Here is an 18,821-nt window from a genome sequence, read left to right on the forward strand (position 1 = left end):
GCGGAGGGCGGTCATCGGTTAAGGCTGCGTGGCGGTCCGGTCCACGCTCTGTCGCGCGAGGAAGGTCGAGACACGTGCCAGCCCGGCCTGCAAGTCGGCGGTCGAATTGGCGAAACCGATGCGCAGCCAACCCTCCATATCCATGGCGCTGCCGGGGGTGAAAAGCACGCCCTCTTCCTCCAGCAACTGGGTGCAGAAATCGCGGCTGCGCAGCGGTAGGTCGTATTTCACCAGCGCCGTGGTGCCCGACTGGGGTTTCACCCATGAGATCAGCGGCTCCGCCTCGACCCAATCGGCCAAGATTTCGAGGTTCCCCCGGGTGATCCGATGCGCGCGGTCAAGGATCTGTGCGCGGCTCTCAAGCGCGAGAGCCGAGAAATACTCGTCGATCCCCCCGAGGGAAATCGTGTTGTAGTCACGGTGGATCATGATCTTCTCAAGCAGCGCCTGCGGCCCCGCCACCCAGCCCACGCGCAGCCCGGCCAGCGAATAGGCCTTGGACATGCCCGCCGTGCTGATGCCGCGGTCGTAGAGATCGCAGATCGAGGCGGTATAGCCATCTCCCGTCTGATCGGTGCCGCGATAGACCTCATCGCAGAGCACCCAAGCCTCGCTGCCGCGCGCGATCTCGGCGATCTCTGCCAGCATCGCGCGGCCCATCAGCGCGCCGGTCGGGTTGTTGGGATTGTTGGTGGCGATCATCCGCGTATCGGGGCGCATCATGGCGCGCAATTCGTTCAGATCGGGCAGAAACCCGTTCTCGGGGCGCAGGTGCAGCAGTTCGACCTCTGCGCCGATGCTTTCGGGGATGGAATAGTGCTGCTGGTAGGTCGGCACGATGGCGATGACATGGTCGCCGCGCGAAATCAGCGTCTGATGCACCAAGGCATTGGCCCCGATGGTGCCATGGGTGGTCAGGATGTTCTCGCGGCTCTGGGTCTCGTAAAGCCCCGCCACCGCGTCGCGCAGACGGTCCGAGCCTTCGATCGCGCCGTAGCCCATGCGCATCCCGCGCAGTTCGCCCAGCACCGAATTGTCGACGCCCGCGATGTCGATCAACTCTCCCAATGTGATCGAGTCGACGCAGGTCTCGGCGAGGTTGTAGCGGCAGTGGTTTTCGAACTCGTTCATCCACATTTCGACGCCGAAGGTCGCGATCTTCATAGGGTTTTCCTTTCGTATCTCAGTGGTCTGCCAGCGCAGCGAAAAGCTGGCGCAGAAAGTGCGGCGTGGCGGTTGGGGCGAGCCAGCGCATCACCGCCACGATGTCATGCTTCGGCGCGATCCAGATCGTGTGCCCACCCGCGCCCTGCGCGCTAAAGGCGGTTTCGGGCAGCTTGGGGTCAGCCTCCGCCCCGCGGTTCAGCCACCACAGGAAGCCGTATTTATCCAGTGTCGGCGTGGGCGTCAGCGCTTGCTGCATCCAACCTTCGGGCAAGATCTGCGCGCCGTTCCACTGGCCGTTTTGGCAGATGAATTCGCCGAAGCGCGCGTGATCGTCGGCGCCGATGAACAGCCCACCGCCCCAATGGCCACCGCCGGTGACCGATTGAACGCGCCTGTCTCCCATCTCGATCCAAGAGGTCGAATAGCCCTCCCACCGCCAATCGTCTGAGGCGCCGATCGGGCCCATGATCCGCGCGCGCAGCACCTCTGGCAGCGGGCGGCCGAACCGCATCAGCAGCGCATAGGCCAGCGCGTTCACCCGCACGTCGTTGTATTCGTAATGGCTTCCCGGTGGGCCGACTTTGCGCAATTGTCCCTTGCGGCTGTTGTTTGCCCCCGGCCCGATCTGGCGGTAGTGGTCGACCTGATCGTCCTTGCCGAAAATCTCGCCGCGCCATTCACTGTTCATCTGCAACATGTGCCGCCAAGTGATGCGCCCGTTATGGTCGCCCGCAAAATGCGGCCCCGGCACGCTGTCGCCCACGGGCGCGTCGAGGTCGGTGATCAGCCCATCCTTCACCGCCAGCCCCGCCAGCACCGACAGGTAGCTCTTGGCGATGGAAAAGGTCATGTCAGTCCGCGTCGTATCGCCCCAATCGGCGACCCGCTGCCCCCGGTGCAGGATCACCCCTGCGGGGCCGCCGCGCGGCTTTACCGGGCCTACGATTTCGGTCCAAGGGCCGCTTTCGTTCCACTCGCGGTTGCCAACATAGGCCCCATCGGGGTGATACATCGAGCGGGGCCAGTCAGTCTCATGCGCCAGCGCGTGGTCGACGACGGCTTGCAGGGCGGGGGTGGCGGCGAATGTCATGGGGACTCCTCGGGGCTTGGGGCGAACCTTTCCCAAGGGGGGTGGAATTGTAAACCGGTTAAATGGTTTCGGCGTCCTCAATCGCGCCCGCTCAGCCCCCGATGTCAGGATAGACCTGAGAGCGTTTGACCACCCCATAGACAAAACTGGTGTCGATTGACCCGATGCCGCCAATGGGGTGCAGCCGGGCGCGCACGAAACGCTCGTAGTCTTCCAGATCACCCACCACCACGCGCAGCAGGTAGTCTGACAATCCGCTCATCACAAAACACTCCAGCACCTCCGGGATCGCGCGGATCTGGTTTTCAAAACGTTTCACCGTGCCCTCGTCATGGCCATCGAGCGTCACCCGCACCATGACCGTAACCGGCAGGCCGTAGGCCTTGGCGTCGACCTCCACACTATAGCCACGGATCGCGCCGTTTTTCTCAAGCGCCCGCAGGCGGCGGAGACAGGGGGAAGGCGACAGGCCAACTTCCTCGGCCAGATCAAGGTTCGTCATCCGGCCATTGCGCTGTAGCGCGCGGATGATGCGGCGGTCAGTAGCGTCCAATCGGGGTGTTTGGGGCATGATATGCCAAATCCTCTGCAATCCGCGCAAATATTAGCAACCAAATGCCTCTTGCGCCATCGGATCATGCCCTCAAAATCAATCAGGGGGGCCAGCCATGACCGAGAACCAGAAATCCTTTTCCACCCGCGCCATTCACCACGGGTATGACGCGCAAAGCGAACAGGGCGCGCTGAACCCGCCGATCTACATGAGCTCGACCTTCACCTTCGAGACCGCCGAGGCCGGCGGCGACATGTTCGCGGGCGAGCGCGCGGGGCATTTCTATACCCGCATTTCCAATCCGACGCTGGACCATCTGGAAAAACGCATTGCCAACCTTGAGGGGGCCGAAGCGGGCCTCGCCACCGCCTCGGGCATGGGGGCGATCACCTCCACGCTCTGGACATTCCTGCAGGCGGGCGATGAGATCATCATCGATAAGACGCTTTATGGCTGCACCTTTGCCTTTATGACCCACGGTCTGCCGCGCTTTGGTGTCAAGGTCACGCTGGTCGATATGACCGAGCCTGAAAACCTTTCCGAGGTGATCAGCGCTCAGACCAAGATCGTCTATTTCGAAACCCCCGCGAACCCGAACAACCGTCTGGTGGACATCGCCGCGATCTCGGCCATCGCGCATCGCGCCGGGGCCAAGGTGGTGGTCGACAATACCTATGCCACGCCGGTGATCACCCGCCCCATCGAACACGGCGCGGACATCGTGCTGCATTCGGCGACGAAATTCCTTTCCGGTCACGGTGATGTGGTCGCGGGTCTTGTCGTTGGCAGTGCCGAGGACATGACCCAGGTGCGGCTTGTCGGGCTCAAAGACATGACCGGTGCCGTGATGTCGCCCCTGACCGCCATGCTGCTCTTGCGCGGAATCAAAACGCTGGAGCTGCGGATGGAACGGCACTGCGCCACGGCCGCCAAGGTGGCCGTGGCACTCGAAGCGCATCCGGCAGTGCTGCATGTCGCCTATCCGGGGCTGGAGAGCTTTCCGCAGGCCGAACTGGCGCGGCGGCAGATGGGCAATTTCGGCGGCATGATCCCCTTTGAGGTCAAGGGCGGCAAACCGGGCGGCATCGCCTTTATGAACCGTCTGCACCTCATTCAGCGCGCGGTGAGCCTTGGCGATGCGGAAAGCCTGATCCAGCATCCGGCGAGCATGACCCATTCCACCTATTCCCCCGAGGAACGCGCCGAGCATGGCATCGCCGAAGGGCTGGTGCGGCTCTCGGTTGGGCTGGAATCTGCGGAAGACATCATTGATGACCTTTACGCCGCGCTTGGCGCGCATAACATGCAAGCGGCCTGATCCGGCAAAGACCGGACCAGTCGCGGGCGGTGTCGAGGAGGGCACCGCCCGAGGGATCCTCAAGATGAAAGACCTGCCATGACCGCTCTCGCCCCTGCCCAGCTCAAGACCATCGAACAACGTCTGCTGTGGCTGTCGCATTGGATGATCCACAACGCCAACCACATCCGGCCCAAGGTGGACGGGATCAAGGTGGGCGGGCATCAGGCGTCTTCGGCCTCCATGGTGTCGATCATGACGGCGCTTTATTTCAGCGCTCTGCGGCCTGAGGATCGGGTGGCGGTCAAACCCCATGCCTCGCCGATCTTCCACGCGATGCAGTATCTGATGGGCAATCAGACCCGCGAAAAGATGGAGAATTTTCGCGGGTTTCAGGGCGTGCAGAGCTACCCCAGCCGAACCAAGGACATCGACGATGTGGACTTCTCCACCGGCTCGGTGGGCCTTGGCGTGGCGGTGACTTCCTTCGCCTCATTGGTGCAGGACTACATCACCGCGAAGACTTGGGGCGCGGATGTCGATCTGGGCCGCATGGTGGCGCTGGTGGGCGATGCGGAACTCGACGAAGGCAATATCTATGAGGCCCTGCAAGAGGGCTGGAAGAACGATCTGCGCAACACATGGTGGATCATCGACTACAACCGCCAATCGCTCGACGGGGTGGTGCGCGAAGGGCTGTTCAAACGGATCGAGCAGATTTTCGACGCCTTCGGCTGGGATGTGGTCATGGTGAAATACGGCGCCCTGCAACGCGCCGCCTTTGACGAGCCGGGCGGCGACAAGCTGCGCGACTGGATCGACAATTGCCCGAACCAACTTTACTCGGCGCTGACCTATCAGGGCGGCGCGGTCTGGCGCGAGCGGCTGATGGAGGCGCTTGGCGATCAGGGCGATGTCACAGCACTGATCGACGCGCGCAGCGACGACGAACTGGCCGAACTGATGGAGAACCTCGGCGGCAATTGCGTGGAAACCATGGCCGAGACCTTTGCCGCCATCGACCACGACCGCCCGGTCTGTTTTCTGGCCTACACGATCAAGGGCTGGGGCACGCCGATCGCGGGGCACAAGGACAACCACGGCGGGCTGATGACCAAAAGCCAGATGGCCGACTGGCAGAAACACATGGGCGTGGCCGAGGGCGAGGAATGGGAGCCTTTCGCCACCATCGAAAACCCGCAAGCGTTGCAAGCGGCGCTCGACCGCGTGCCCTTCTTCGCCAAGGGCCGCCGCCGCTACAATGATGCCACGCTGCCGGTGCCGCAGATCGAACTGTCGAGCGACCGCGAGATCTCCACGCAGATGGCCTTCGGCAAGATCCTCGACGATCTGTCGAAAGGCGACAGCGATCTGGCCGCGCGCATCGTCACCATGTCCCCCGATGTGACCGGAACCACGAACCTCGGCCCGTGGGTGAACCGGCGCAAGCTGTTTGCGCGCAGCGAACAGGCCGACACTTTCATCAACGAGAAAATCCCCTCCACCGCGAAATGGGAGTTCACCCCCGATGGCCAGCATATCGAGCTTGGCATCGCCGAGATGAACCTCTTTCTGCTCTTGGGTGCGGCGGGTCTGTCGCATTCGCTCTTTGGCAAGCGGGTCATTCCCATCGGCACGGTCTACGACCCCTTCGTCGCCCGCGGCTTGGATGCGTTGAACTATGCCTGCTATCAAGATGCGCGCTTTATGATTGTCGGCACGCCATCGGGCGTGACGCTGGCCCCCGAAGGCGGCGCGCATCAGTCCATTGGCACGCCGCTGATCGGGATGAGCCAAGACGGGTTGGCGAGCTTCGAGCCTGCCTTTGCCGATGAGTTGGCCGTTATCATGCAGTGGGCCTTCGATTATCTGCAAAAGGACGGCGAGGGCGACCCTGACGAGCGCACGTGGCTGCGCGATGAGACCGGCGGCTCGGTCTATCTGCGGCTCACCACGAATCCCATCGAACAGCCCGGCAAACGGGTCGACGAGGACTTCCGCCAAGGCGCCATCGACGGGGCCTATTGGCTGCGCAAGCCGGGGCCGAACTGCGACGTGGTGATCGCCTATCAAGGCGCGGTGGCGCCCGAAGCGATCAAAGCGGCAGGCAGCATCGCCGAAGGCCGCCGCGACGTGGGCGTACTGGCGGTGACCTCTGCCGACCGTCTGAACGCGGGCTGGACCGCCGCGCAACGTGCCCGCGCGCGGGGCAACCACGCGGCGCAAAGCCATATCGAAACGCTGCTGGGGCAGCTCCCGCGCGACTGCAAGCTTGTGACGGTGATCGACGGGCACCCGGCGACGCTTTCGTGGCTGGGCTCGGTTGTTGGGCACCAGACGGTGCCGCTTGGGGTTGAGCACTTCGGCCAAACCGGCACCATTGCCGACCTTTATCGCCACTTCGGGATCGACGCGCGGTCGATCGTGGAAAAGGTGCAGGGGCTGACCCCGGGCCGCCAGATGCTGCACCGGGTTGCGGGCTAGACGCCCCCCCCCCGGATCGAAAGGACCGACATGACCTATTCCCTTGCCATCCACGGCGGTGCCGGAACCATCCTGAAGGAAAACATCACCCCCGAGCAGGAGGCCGCCTATCACGTCGCCCTCGCCCGCGCGCTGGAAGCGGGCGAAGCCATCCTGCGCGACGGCGGCAGCGCGATGGACGCGGTCGAAGCGGCGGTCTGCGCGCTGGAGGATGAGCCCCTGTTCAACGCAGGGCGCGGCGCGGTCTATACGTCCGAAGGCGCGCAGGAGATGGACGCCGCCGTGATGGACGGGCGCGACCGCAGGGCGGGATCGGTCGCCGGTGTCTTTGGCCCGAAGAACCCGGTGAAACTGGCCCGCGCAGTGATGGAGCGGACCGAGCATGTCACGCTCATTGGCCCCAACGCGCTCGAGATCGCGCGGCAGGCGGGGCTTGAATTCGGCGACCGCGACTACTTTTTCACCCAGTCCCGCTGGGACGCGCTGCAAGAGACGCTTGCGATGCATGCCCGCGGCGAAGTCTCGGACGATCCGGCGCGGCGGCATGGCACCGTGGGGGCCGTGGCGCGCGATGTTGTGGGCAATATAGCCGCCGCCACCTCAACGGGGGGCATGACCGCCAAGGCCCCGGGCCGCGTCGGCGACACGCCGATGATCGGGGCAGGCACATTCGCCGATAACGCGACCTGCGCGGTCTCGGCCACCGGACATGGAGAGGTCTTTATCCGCTGGAACGCGGCGGGCGAAATCGCCGCGCGCATGCGCCACGCGGGCGAAGACCTTGCCACCGCCGCCGATCATGTGGTGATGCAGGATCTGGCCCCCAACGACGGGTCGGGCGGGATCATCGCCGTGGACGGTGCGGGCAATATCGCCATGCCGTTCAACTCGCAGGGCATGTACCGCGGCACGGTGCGACAGGGCAGCGCCCCCGAAACCAGCATCTACTGAGCGGCCCCGCCCTTCGGTTGCCCTCCTGCCACTGCGGGCGGGACAAATGCGGCCCGTTGAGGGACACCTGCCATCTAAATCTTGACATTTAGCCCCCTCCCTTTGATTGACGGTCAAACGAACTTGACGGGAGAGGGGACAAGGTGCGTTTTTTAGCAGCAATTGCCAGAGTTATCTGCGCGGTGAACTTATTCATCGGCAATCTCTTCTCATGGCTCGCACTCGGCATCGTGTTGGTCTGTTTCACCGTGGTCGTGCAGCGCTATCTTTTCGCGATCAGCTTCGTTTGGATGCAAGACCTTTATATTTGGCTAAACGGCGCGATGTTCACCGCCGTGGCCGGTTTTGCCCTGCTGCGCGACGACCACGTGCGCGTCGATATCTTTTACCGCCCCGCCACGATGGCGCGCCGCGCGCTGATCGACCTGATCGGCGTGGTCGTTTTCCTGCTGCCCTTCTGCTGGATCGTTTACACCTATTCGATGCCCTTCGTGACACGCGCTTGGGGCTATCAGGAAGGGTCCGCCAATGTGGGCGGCATGCCGGGGCTTTATATTCTCAAAGCCTTTATCATCGGCTTTGCATTTCTACTCGCAATTCAAGGGGTTGCATGGATCATCCGCTCCATCCTCGTGCTCAGCGGCAATGCTGAGCTGGTGCCCAAATCCATGCAATACAGCCGGGACCAAATCCCCGCAGACCATCCGCAGGGAGCCGTTTGATGGATCCGATTTTGATTGGCGAGATGCTCGCCGCGCTTATGTTCTTTGGCGTGATCGGCTTTTTGCTATTGGGCTTTCCGGTCGCCTTCACCCTCGCTGGCGTATCACTGCTTTTCGGGGCCGTGGGGATTGGCTTCGGCGTTTTTGACCCATCAAACTTCGGCTCGCTGCCGAACCGCTACATCGGCTTTATGACCAACGAAGTGTTGGTCGCGGTGCCACTTTTCATTTTCATGGGGGTGATGCTGGAACGCAGCCAGATCGCCGAGCAACTGCTGCTGACCATGGGCAAACTCTTTGGCAATATGCGCGGCGGTCTTGGGATTTCCGTGGTGCTGGTGGGCGCGATGCTTGCGGCCTCTACCGGGGTTGTGGGGGCCACGGTGGTCACCATGGGGCTGATCTCTCTGCCCGCGATGCTGCGGGCGGGCTATGATCCCAAACTTGCGACCGGGGTGATCTGCGCCAGCGGGACATTGGGCCAGATCATTCCGCCCTCCACCGTGCTGATCTTTATGGGCGACATGCTGTCGGGCATCAACTCTCAGGTGCAGATGGCCAAGGGCAACTTTGCCCCGACGCCGGTCTCGGTGGGGGACCTTTTTGCCGGGGCCCTGCTGCCGGGCATTTTGCTGGTCTCGCTTTACCTGAGTTATGTCTTGTTCAAAGCCGCGACCGCGCCGGCCTCTTGCCCCGCGACGCCGGTTCCTGCGGATGAGAAAAGCCAGTTGGTGCGGGATTTCTTTGTGGCCCTCGTGCCGCCGCTTTTGCTGATCCTCGCCGTGCTGGGCTCGATCCTCGGGGGCATTGCCACCCCGACCGAGGCGGCCTCTGTCGGGGCGGTGGGGGCGATGGTGCTGGCGGCGCTGCGTTGGCGCCTGTCCTTTCGCATCCTGCGGGAGACGATGATCGCCACGGCCACGATCACCAGTATGGTCTTTATCATTCTGCTGGGCGCCTCGGTCTTTTCCATCGTGTTCCGCATGATGGGCGGCGACAATCTTGTGCATGAGTTCCTGAGCAACCTGCCCGGCGGCCCCTTGGCGGCGGTGGCGGTGGTGATGATCATCATGTTCTTCCTCGGGTTCATCCTTGATACCTTTGAGATCATCTTCATCGTGATCCCGATCACCGCGCCCGTGCTTTTGATGCTGGACATTGATCCGATCTGGCTGGGCGTGCTGGTAGGGGTGAACTTGCAGACCTCCTTCCTCACGCCGCCCTTCGGCTTTGCGCTGTTCTATCTGCGCGGGGTGGCTCCGGCGGATCTGCCGACCAGTGCGATCTACAAGGGCATCCTGCCGTTTGTGATGTTGCAGGTGGTGGCGATTGCGATCCTCTTCGCCTTCCCGCAGATCGTGACCTGGCTGCCGAAGCTGATCGCCGGGTAAGACGGCGTTTTTTCAGAGCAAAGGCCCGGTGGAAACGCCGGGCCTTTTGCGTTTGTACGCGAAGGGCATCGCCCTCCCTGGTGGGCGAACGGAAACGTCAAAAGATGCTGATACAGGGCAACAACCGCCACCAAGATGGCTGTCGAGAGGTTGCAAAATCGCCCTCCGGGGGTAGGGAGGGCGATGCCCGGTGTGCCACCGGGCGGGACAGAGCTGAGAGCGCCGCCCGCAAATAAAAAGGCCCGGCGTTTCCACCGGGCCTTTCCACATTTCTGAACGCGAAGCTTAGTACTTCAAGAACTTCTGACGCGCCTGAACGTAGGGGCTGTCGATGTTCTCGGTCCGGGTGCGGACGAGGTTCAGCGCTTCGACGAAGCTGTCGGCGGTCTTCTTGACCAGTGGGTCGTCGCTGTTGCGCAGTTCTTCGACCACTTCGACCGACGCCTTGGCACCGGCTTCCATGATGTCGTCAGGGAAGTTGCGCACGGTCACGCCATGCTCTTCCTGCAGCGTCTTCAGCGCACGGGGATCGTTGGCGTAGAAGTCAGCGGCGACTTGGTCGTATTCGGCCTGGCTCACGTCACGGATGATCGCCTGCAGGTTCTCGGGCAGTTCCTGATACTTCTTCTTGTCGACGACAAGCTCGGTCGCCAGACCCGATTCCACGAAGGACGGCATGTAGTAGTTCTTGGCAACCTGATGGAAGCCGAGTGCCAGATCGTTGTAGGGGCCAACGAATTCCGCGGCATCGAGCGTGCCCGACTGCAGCGCCTGGAAAATCTCGCCCGCGGCCATGTTGGTCACGGTTGCGCCGAGCTTCTCCCATACGCGGCCACCAAGGCCGGGCGTCCGGAAGCGCACGCCTTTGACATCATCAAGGCTTTTCAGCTCATCGCGGAACCAACCACCCGTCTGGGTGCCGGTGTTGCCGGACAGGAAGCCCTGAACGCCGAACTGGTCATAGATCTCGTCCCAGATTTCCTGACCGCCCATGTAACGCATCCAAGCAGTCAGCTCGGGCGTGGTCATGCCGTAAGGAACGCCGGTAAAGAAGGACAGCGCGGGCGATTTGTTTTGCCAGTAGTAGGCGGCACCGTGGCTCATCTCGGCGGTGCCGTCGATCACGGCGTCGAGCGATTGCAGCGGCGGCACCATCTCACCGGCCGAGAAGACCTGAATGGTCAGCTCGCCACCCGAGGCGGCGGTGATCCGGTCGGCCAGACGCTGCGCGCCGACACCCAGACCGGGGAAGTTCTTGGGCCAAGTGGTGACCATGCGCCACGTGATGTTGCCCTGCGCAATAGCGGGCGCCGCAAGTGTCGTGGCGGCGGCACCTGCCCCCATCACACCAGCTTTGCGGATAAATGAACGACGATCCATGTTTTTCCTCCCAAACGGATATTTACTAAGCCTCCCCCGATGTCGATGCGGAGGCCCCTGCGCAGCAGATAATCGTCGCTTTTCGAAAATGTCCATGGCTTAGGCAAATTGAAATCTCACCTTCTGGACAATCCCGCCCCAAGCCGCATACGTAGTGCTACTTAAAGCAGCATTATTATTAGTCTTTTGCCTTGTTTTTGGCAGAAAGGCCAATAATGTGCGAGCTGCCAGGGAGGGCTCAGATCTTGATAAAATTCATCGACCAGATGAACGAATTCGTCGGGCGCATCGTGTCGGTCGTCGCCGTCATTTTCGCCGCAATCATCATCTATGACGTTTTCATGCGCTATGCGCTGAATGACCCGACCCGCTGGGCTTTTGACGTTACGAAACAGTTATATGGCTTCTATTTCGTGATGCTGGGCGGCTATGCGCTGCGCCATCAGGCCCATGTGCGGGTCGATCTGATCACCGAAACCCTTGCCCCCACCCTGCGACGCTGGGTCGAAGCGGCGGGCTATGTGATCTTTTTCTTCCCCTTCGCGTGGATCTTCACCACCCGCTCTTATGAATTCGCCATGCGCTCCTATGCCCAAGGTGAGACGACATATGGCTCCGTGCAGCTGCCGGTCTATCCGCTGAAAATGGCCATGGCGCTCGCCGCCGGTCTTTTGTTGCTACAAGGCGTGGCTGAATTTTTGAAACTCGTACTTAACCGTCAGGAACTGCCCCGTGACGCCTGAACTCATTGCACTCACCATGTTTGGCCTGCTTTTGCTGGGCCTTTTCATGGGCCACCCGCTGGCCTTCGTTCTGGGCGGCACCGCCGTTTTGGGCGCTGTCATCGCTGGCAAGCCCATGGTGCTGGGCATCGTCATCAACCGGATTTTCGGCGATGTGCTCGACAACTTCACGCTGATCGCGATTCCGCTGTTCATCTTGATGGCGCGGTTCCTGTCCGATTCGGGCGTGACGGATAAGATGTTCGAATCGCTTCGGCTTTTGATGTCGAACATCCGCGGCGGTCTGGCGCTGGCGGTGGTCTTCATCTCGATCCTGCTGGCCGCCACCACCGGCATCATCGGCGCGTCGATCACCGTGATGGGCGTGATGGCCCTGCGCCCGATGCTGCAATATGGCTACAGCCCGACACTGACCACCGGCGTCATCGCGGCCTCCGGCTGTCTGGGCATTCTGATCCCGCCGTCGATCATGTTGATCCTTATGGCCTCCTATTCGCCCCTGTCGGTGGGCGAGCTTTTCGCCGGTGCGATGGTGCCGGGCGTGGTGCTGGGGCTGCTCTATGCGGTGTGGGTCTTTATCGTGGCCGTGGTGCGGCCCGACATGGCCCCCGCGGTTGAGCCGGATGAGAAGATCTCCAAACCCGCGCTTGTGCGTATGCTGCTGATCGAAGCCGTGCCACCGCTGGTGCTGATCCTTGGCATCCTCGGCTCCCTTCTGGCGGGCATCGCCACGGCGACCGAAGCCTCGGCCATTGGCGCGGCACTGGCGCTGGTCATCGTGATCATGCGGCGCAAGTTCACTTGGGCCAGCTTTTATGGCGCGATGTTGGAAACGGGCCGCACCTCGGCGATGATCTTGTTTATCGTTGTGGGCGCCACCGCTTTCACCGGCGTGTTCAACATCACCGGGGGTCTGCGCGCCACGCAAGAGATCATCCGCAACCTCGATATGGCCCCTTGGATGCTGATCGCGATGATGATGTTCATCGTCTTCATCCTCGGCGCCTTCCTTGATTGGACCGGCATTGTGCTGCTGTCTTTCCCGATCTTCCTGCCCATCGTGCAGGAGATGGACGTGAGCCTGTTGTGGTTCGTCGTCCTGATGTCGGTGGTTTTGCAGACGTCCTTCCTCACCCCGCCCTTTGGATATGCGCTGTTCTACCTGCGCGCCATTGCGCCGCGCGAGGTCAAGACGTCGCATATCATCGTCGGTGTGCTGCCGTTCATCGGGTTGATCCTGATGATGTGTGTGGCCATCGCACTGTTCCCGCAGCTTGTCACCTGGCTGCCGGAAACGCTCTATACAAAATAAATCAACGGAGGAGAGAATATTATGAAATTGAAATCAACACTTGCCGGTCTGGCACTCTGCGCAGGCTTTGGCACGCAGGCCGCGGCCCAAGACAACTGGACCATGACCACCACATGGCCCACCTCGCTGGAACTGATCGAGATCGACAAACACTTCGTTGATCTGGCCAACAAGCTGACCGGCGAAGACCTGACCATTGAATTCTTCGAAGGCGGCTCGCTCGTGCCCGCAGGCGAAGTCTTTGGCGCCGTGGAATCCAACACCGTGCAGGCTGGCGCCGACTGGCCCGGTTACTGGGCTGGCCGCAACTCTGCCTTCTCGCCGCTGGCGACCACGGCGAGCCTGTTCAACGCGGTTGATTACGTCAACTGGATCGAGCAATGGGGCGGCAAAGATCTCTATAACGAGATCTACGGCAAGTTCGGGATGGTCTATCTGCCCTACGGCGTGACCAACAACGAATCCGGTTTCCGCACCAACGAGCAAATTGTCACTCTGGAAGACCTCAAGGGCAAGCGTCTGCGCCTGTCGGGTCTTGAGCAAGGCCGTCTGTTGGAGAAACTGGGTGGCTCTCAGGTTTCCATGGCCGGTGGCGAAATCTACCAGTCGCTTGAGCGCGGCGTGATTGATGGTGCGGAATTCTCGACCCCCAACGTCGACTTTTCGGGCGGTTTCCAGCAGGTCACCAAATACTGGGCGACACCGGGCTGGCACCAGTCTGCGTCGATCTTCGGTGTGATGATCAACAAAGGCGCGTGGGACGCGCTGTCGGACGAAACCCGCGAAGCGCTTGAAATCGCGGCACAAGCCAACCTCGTCTGGTCGCTCTCCTTCACCGAGAAGCGCGCGACTGAAGCCTATCAGCAGTTCCTCGATGCGGGCATCGAGATCAACCGCTACGACGATGAGACGCTGGCGACCGTTCAGGAAATGGCCAACGAGACCATCGAAGAAACCGCCTGTGAGAACCCCGATTCCGCAAAGGTTTACCTGAGCCAGTTGGAGTATCTGAACGACTACGCCAAATGGCGTGACGCTTCGGCGCCGTTCAACTTGGGCCGCACGCCCAACGGCCCGGACATCGAAAAAATCCGCGCCTGCGCGGAGTGATTTGAACCTATCGGTTCTAACGGAAAGGCCCGCCAAATGGCGGGCCTTTCTACGTTCGGAGGGGCTTGGTTTGTACCGCGACAGAGTTAACCCCGCCAGCCGGGATTACAGTTCAAGAATACCTGCGACCTCTTGCGCCAGCGCACGAACTTCATCCGCGGCGGGGCCGGACTTTTTCGCCTCGACCACACCCAGACCCCGGCCAAGGGCATCGGCGTAGATCACTCTGTTGGCCAGCGACGCTTCAAGCCGCCCGGCCCCAAGCTCGGCCACCGACTTGGCCACGTCATCGCCGACCCGCGTGCCGGCGCGGGTACGGTTCATCACGATATGCGTCAGTTTCTGCGCCCGTTCGGCCAAATCCAATACGTCATGGGTCGCCCAAACATCGGCCTGACTGGCCGATACCGGCACGAGCACCAGATCCGAGTCGCGCAAGACCCAACGCACATCGCTATCCGCTTTGGGGGGCGTATCGATGAGAATGACATCAGCCTCGTTGCCGACCGTCCGGATGGCGCGGGATATCCCATAGGGGGTCGCCGTGGCGAACTTCAGCTTTGGATCAAGCCCAAGCATCTCTTCGCGAATGTCGAGCCACTTGCCAAGGCTGCCTTGAGGGTCCGTATCCAACAGGCCCACGCTTTTGCCCGCTGCCAAATAGGCAATCGCCAAGTTCGAAACGAGGGTGGTCTTGCCTGCCCCACCCTTTTGTTGGGCTACACAGATAATCCGGGCGCTCATTTGCCAAGCCTTCAATAGGTTCTCTGCACCGCAGCATAGCGGGCCATCCCGGTAAAAGCGACAAATACCTCGCGACAGGCGCGCGGTGCCCGCCTAGCCCTCGACACGCTTGAGAAACTTTTGCAATCGCGCATCCTTGGGCGCGCTGAAAATCTCAGATGGCGGGCCGCTCTCAACAATCTTGCCGCCGTCCATAAAGATCACCCGGTCCGCGATCTCGCGGGCGAACTGCATCTCGTGGGTCACGATCAGCATGGTTTGTTTGCGCTCTGCCACCGCGCGCATCAGGTCCAGCACCTCACCGACCCATTCAGGATCAAGCGCGGATGTCGGCTCATCGAACAGCATCAACTCGGCCCCAAGCGCCATTGCCCGGCCGATGCCGACACGTTGCTGTTGCCCGCCGGACAGCGCCGCGGGGAAACTGTCGGCCTTGTCGGCCAAACCGGTCTCGGCCAAGACCGAAAGCGCGCGCTGCTCGGCCTCATCCTTGGGGCGCTTTTGCACGGTGACAAGCGCCTCCATGATGTTCTCTTTCGCCGTCTTGTTGGCGAACAAGGCGTAGTTCTGAAACACCATCGCGGTCCGACGGCGCAGCGCCAGAATGTCGGCCTTGCGCGCCTTTGCGGCGTCAACCGTCACATCGCCGATGCGAATGGTCCCCGCCTGCGGCACGTCGAGGAAGTTGAGACAGCGCAGCAGGGTCGATTTCCCCGTGCCGGAGGGGCCGATGATGACCACGCGCTCGCCTTCGGCAATCTGCAAATCAATGCCATTGAGGACAGGCGCGCCGCCGAAATGTTTGGTCAGGCCAGTGATATCAATCATCGGACGAACGCCTTGTTTAGATAGGTTTCAAGCCGCTTTTGCATCTGGCTAAGCGCTTCGACAATGACCCAATAGATCATCGCCACAACGAGATAGGCCTCGAAGTAAAGGAAGCTGCCCGCCGCCTCTTTCTGGGCTGCGCCCATCATTTCGGTCACGCCAAGAGTAAAGGCCAGCGAGGTGCCTTTGATCATGTCGATGAAATAGTTGACCAATGTGGGCGCGGCGATCCGGGCAGCCTGTGGCAGGATGATACGCCACATCATCTGGCCTTGGGTCATGCCGATGGATTGCGCGGCCTCCCATTGGCTGCGGTCGACCCCCATGATCGCGGCGCGGATGCTCTCGGCCATATAGGCCGAGAAATGCAAGGTCAGCCCCATGATGGCGGCGGTCACACCGTTGATATCCGACAGGAATGACAGCACCTGCGGCAGGCCAAAGTAGAACAGAAACAACTGCACCAGCAGCGGCGTGCCGCGGAAAAAGCTGATGAAGACGATTACGAACCAGTCGAGAACAGGCACTTTGGCCACCCGTTCGACAGCCAAAAGCGAGGCGAGGATGAGTGCACAGACCATCCCCGCCACCGCCATGAACAAGGTTAACGGTACATAGCCCAATATGACGGGCACCAGCCCCAGCATGTAGTCAAGGTCTAGCGCCCGCATGGGTTACTCCGCTTTGGTGATGTCAGTGCCGAACCATTTGTCCGAGATTTCGGTCAGTGTACCGTCTTCGCGCAGGGACTCCAGCGCGGTGTCGACACGGTCCCGCAGGGCGCGGCCTTCCTCATTGTCTTGGAACGGCAGCGCGTTGCGGATTTCGGAGAAAGGCTTGCCAGCCAGTTGCAGCGGCAGGGGGCTTTCCTGAATCAGCTGGGCAGAGGAAACCCGGTCCATCACGAATGCATCCACCCGGCCAAGCGCGGTGTCTTGGGCGATGTTGGATTCATAGGTCTTGATCTCGATCTCATCTGCAAAGTCGAGCTCGTTCAAAAGCTGCTCGAAGTTCGAGCCGAGGTTGACCGCCACGGTTTTGCCGCGCAGGTCTTCGACGCCGCCGATCTCTTCGTTGCCCTCTTTGGTCACGACCTGCGCACCATCAAATACGTAAGGCGCGGTAAAGGCGAACTTTTCCTCACGCTCTGGCGTGATGGTGATCTGGTTGGCGATCGTGTCGATTCGGCCTGCGTCCAGCGCGCCGATCAGACCGGAAAAGGCCATGGTTTCGAATTCAACCTCAAAGCCCGCCTCTTCGCCGACAGCATTCATCACGTCGACTTCGAAACCCTGAAGCACGTCCTGCTTAACGAAGGTGAATGGGAAATAGCCGCCCGACATGCCCACGCGGAGCGTTTCATTATCTTGGGCGAAGGCTGCGGTGCCAGAGACCGCGGCGAGCGCGGCGGCGGTAACGATCTGTTTCAGCATTGAATTTACTCCTGTAACGCTTGAGCATCAGATGTCACCGGGCGCCGCCCGCTTCAACACCGTTGCTGAAACAGGAACGTTTGACGGGCGGGATCGGTTCAGATGGAATGAGAGCTTTGGCCATCGGGTATGCGCGGGTCGAATTTCCTATTGTGACCCCAGAGACAGAACAGAATTCCCAAAAGGCAGGATGGAATTCACAGCTGCGGGACGGATATGCGCAAATCACATAGCTTTGCGCCCCTCAAAGTGCGTCGATATCCAGCCCCTCAGCGGCCCAAGCGGCAAGCTTGCGGTCGACGGTTTTGCGAGAGACACCCAAACGCCGCGCGGCCTCGGCCCGGTTGCCGCCCGAAAGATCAAGAATGTGCAGCATGTGGCGCTGTGTGACCAGTTCGAGATCCTCGATTGCCCTTGGCCCATCGACGGTGCCATGGCCCGCAAAGGCTTCGGGCAGGCTGCCGAGGATGACCGACCGTTCGATCAGATTTCGCAATTCTCGCACATTGCCCGGCCAATCGTAGCGCCGCAGCTTCAGCAATGTCTCGGCATCCAACCGCAGCGCGGGCATGCCAAGCGCGGTCGAGAATTGCTGCATGAACATCGCCGCCAGTTCGACGATATCATCCGAGCGGTCCTTGAGCGGCGGCATCGCGACTTCGACAACATTCATGCGGTGATAAAGGTCTGCGCGGAAACGCCCCTCCTCCACCGCTTTGGGCAGATCGGCATTTGTGGCGAAAAGAAACCGCAGGTTCAGCGGAATTTCCCGCTCGGCCCCTTCGGGCCGGATGCGTTGGTCTTCCAATACCCGCAACAGGGCCGCCTGCAACTGCTCCGGCATCTGCGCCACTTCATCAAGGAACAGCGTGCCGCCATCGGCCAAAAGGAACAGCCCCGGCTGTAGGGTTTCGTTCCCCTCCACCGCACCGAAGAGTTCCGGCACGATCCGATCCGGCGTAATGGCGGCGCAGTTGACCGCAACGAAAGGATGGTCGGCGCGGTCAGACATCTGGTGCAATTGCCGCGCGGCCAACTCCTTGCCGGTGCCGCTGGCCCCGGTGAAAAGCACCGGCGTCGGGACCGGGGCAAGCCGGTTCAGCATCCCGCGCACCTTCGACAAGGCCTCGGACTTGCCAAGCATCTGCACCGCTGCCCCGCCCTGCAATTCACGCCGCAACAGCGTGTTGTCGCGGCGCAGGTTCTTGCGGTCGAGCGTGCGGGAAACGGCGCCGAGGATTTGGTTCGCCCGGAAGGGTTTCAGCACGAAATCACTGACGCCCGCGCGCAGCGCGGCGATGGCGGTTTCCAGATCGGCATAGGCGGTGATCAGAACCGTGTCGGCGTAAAACCCTTTGCGGCGCTGCTCGACAACCCATTCCAGCCCGGTTTTGCCGGGCATGACATTGTCCAGAACGACCACATCGAAATGCGCCTCGTCCAAGAGTTTGGTGGCCTCTGCAGGCGACGCGGCCTGTGCCACGCGCTTGACACGCGGCTCCAAAATCTTGGTCAGGAAATGGCGCATTCCCGGTTCGTCGTCGATCACAAGGATCGACGCGCCTTCGAGCGTGCCGCCGTATTCATCGCCTGCCGCCATGATATGCCTCTTCGGT

Annotated in this window: 17 protein-coding genes; 8 read left to right on the forward strand and 9 right to left on the reverse strand. The window is 61.4% G+C overall.

The features are described 5' to 3' along the window. Positions 1-18: 18 nt before the first annotated feature. The 3 genes from K3758_RS17280 to K3758_RS17290 form a co-directional block, all read right to left on the reverse strand. The gene (locus K3758_RS17280; RefSeq protein WP_259950503.1) at positions 19-1,164 is read right to left on the reverse strand and encodes an aminotransferase; all 1,146 of its coding nucleotides are present in this window, start codon (positions 1,162-1,164) and stop codon (positions 19-21) included. Between the two features lie 19 nt (positions 1,165-1,183). Further along, complete coding sequence (locus K3758_RS17285) at positions 1,184-2,257, reverse strand: serine hydrolase (RefSeq protein WP_259950179.1); 1,074 nt, start codon at positions 2,255-2,257, stop codon at positions 1,184-1,186. A gap of 91 nt (positions 2,258-2,348) precedes the next feature. After that, positions 2,349-2,828: an Lrp/AsnC family transcriptional regulator gene (locus K3758_RS17290; protein WP_067622590.1), complete on the reverse strand. Its 480-nt coding sequence runs from the start codon at positions 2,826-2,828 to the stop codon at positions 2,349-2,351. A gap of 97 nt (positions 2,829-2,925) precedes the next feature. Between K3758_RS17290 and K3758_RS17295 the strand changes: the two genes are divergently transcribed. From K3758_RS17295 to K3758_RS17315, 5 genes are all read left to right on the forward strand, one after another. Beyond that, the gene (locus K3758_RS17295) at positions 2,926-4,128 is read left to right on the forward strand and encodes a methionine gamma-lyase (protein ID WP_259950182.1); all 1,203 of its coding nucleotides are present in this window, start codon (positions 2,926-2,928) and stop codon (positions 4,126-4,128) included. Positions 4,129-4,206: 78 nt separating this feature from the next. Beyond that, positions 4,207-6,591 carry a transketolase-like TK C-terminal-containing protein gene (locus tag K3758_RS17300; RefSeq protein WP_259950184.1) on the forward strand — a complete coding sequence of 795 codons (2,385 nt, stop codon included), beginning with the start codon at positions 4,207-4,209 and terminating at the stop codon, positions 6,589-6,591. Between the two features lie 30 nt (positions 6,592-6,621). Then, a complete protein-coding gene (locus K3758_RS17305) occupies positions 6,622-7,542 on the forward strand; it encodes an isoaspartyl peptidase/L-asparaginase family protein (protein ID WP_259950185.1) in 921 nt (306 codons plus the stop codon). Between the two features lie 143 nt (positions 7,543-7,685). Then, positions 7,686-8,264, forward strand: a complete 579-nt coding sequence (locus K3758_RS17310; RefSeq protein ID WP_259950186.1) for a TRAP transporter small permease subunit — start codon at positions 7,686-7,688, stop codon at positions 8,262-8,264. Beyond that, positions 8,264-9,655, forward strand: a complete 1,392-nt coding sequence (locus K3758_RS17315) for a TRAP transporter large permease subunit (protein WP_067622574.1) — start codon at positions 8,264-8,266, stop codon at positions 9,653-9,655. Before K3758_RS17310 ends, K3758_RS17315 begins: the two co-directional genes overlap by 1 nt. Before the next feature lie 285 nt (positions 9,656-9,940). Here K3758_RS17315 and K3758_RS17320 read toward each other — a convergent pair whose 3' ends face one another. Continuing rightward, positions 9,941-11,035: a TRAP transporter substrate-binding protein gene (locus K3758_RS17320; RefSeq protein ID WP_067622572.1), complete on the reverse strand. Its 1,095-nt coding sequence runs from the start codon at positions 11,033-11,035 to the stop codon at positions 9,941-9,943. A gap of 242 nt (positions 11,036-11,277) precedes the next feature. Here K3758_RS17320 and K3758_RS17325 point away from each other — a divergent pair, with 242 nt between their 5' ends. Genes K3758_RS17325 through dctP form a run of 3 tightly spaced genes read left to right on the forward strand, consistent with a single transcriptional unit; the run spans position 11,278 to position 14,200 of the window. Continuing rightward, positions 11,278-11,778, forward strand: coding sequence for a TRAP transporter small permease subunit (locus tag K3758_RS17325; RefSeq protein WP_067936149.1), 501 nt, complete (start codon positions 11,278-11,280; stop codon positions 11,776-11,778). Further along, entirely contained in the window at positions 11,768-13,090 is a 1,323-nt protein-coding gene (locus tag K3758_RS17330; RefSeq protein ID WP_205570937.1) for a TRAP transporter large permease subunit, read from the forward strand. The genes K3758_RS17325 and K3758_RS17330 overlap by 11 nt, the downstream gene beginning before the upstream one ends. 21 nt (positions 13,091-13,111) lie before the next feature. Further along, positions 13,112-14,200 (forward strand): TRAP transporter substrate-binding protein DctP, encoded by a 1,089-nt coding sequence (gene dctP / locus K3758_RS17335; protein ID WP_259950187.1) that lies wholly within the window; start codon positions 13,112-13,114, stop codon positions 14,198-14,200. A gap of 105 nt (positions 14,201-14,305) precedes the next feature. Here the strand turns inward: dctP and parA are convergent, their stop codons facing one another. The 5 genes from parA to K3758_RS17360 form a co-directional block, all read right to left on the reverse strand. Then, a complete protein-coding gene (gene parA, locus K3758_RS17340) occupies positions 14,306-14,944 on the reverse strand; it encodes a ParA family partition ATPase (RefSeq protein WP_259950188.1) in 639 nt (212 codons plus the stop codon). A 93-nt stretch (positions 14,945-15,037) separates the two neighbouring features. Continuing rightward, positions 15,038-15,772, reverse strand: coding sequence for an amino acid ABC transporter ATP-binding protein (locus K3758_RS17345; RefSeq protein ID WP_259950189.1), 735 nt, complete (start codon positions 15,770-15,772; stop codon positions 15,038-15,040). Then, positions 15,769-16,443 (reverse strand): amino acid ABC transporter permease, encoded by a 675-nt coding sequence (locus tag K3758_RS17350; protein ID WP_120352433.1) that lies wholly within the window; start codon positions 16,441-16,443, stop codon positions 15,769-15,771. The genes K3758_RS17345 and K3758_RS17350 overlap by 4 nt, the downstream gene beginning before the upstream one ends. A 3-nt stretch (positions 16,444-16,446) precedes the next feature. After that, on the reverse strand, positions 16,447-17,205 hold the full coding sequence (locus K3758_RS17355) for an amino acid ABC transporter substrate-binding protein (RefSeq protein WP_259950191.1): 759 nt from the start codon (positions 17,203-17,205) through the stop codon (positions 16,447-16,449). Positions 17,206-17,449: 244 nt separating this feature from the next. Then, positions 17,450-18,805, reverse strand: a complete 1,356-nt coding sequence (locus K3758_RS17360) for a sigma-54 dependent transcriptional regulator (RefSeq protein WP_067627430.1) — start codon at positions 18,803-18,805, stop codon at positions 17,450-17,452. Positions 18,806-18,821: the final 16 nt, after the last annotated feature.

It is taken from the genome of Sulfitobacter sp. W002, assembly GCF_025142135.1.
GTDB classification, from domain to species: Bacteria; Pseudomonadota; Alphaproteobacteria; order Rhodobacterales; family Rhodobacteraceae; genus Sulfitobacter; species Sulfitobacter profundi.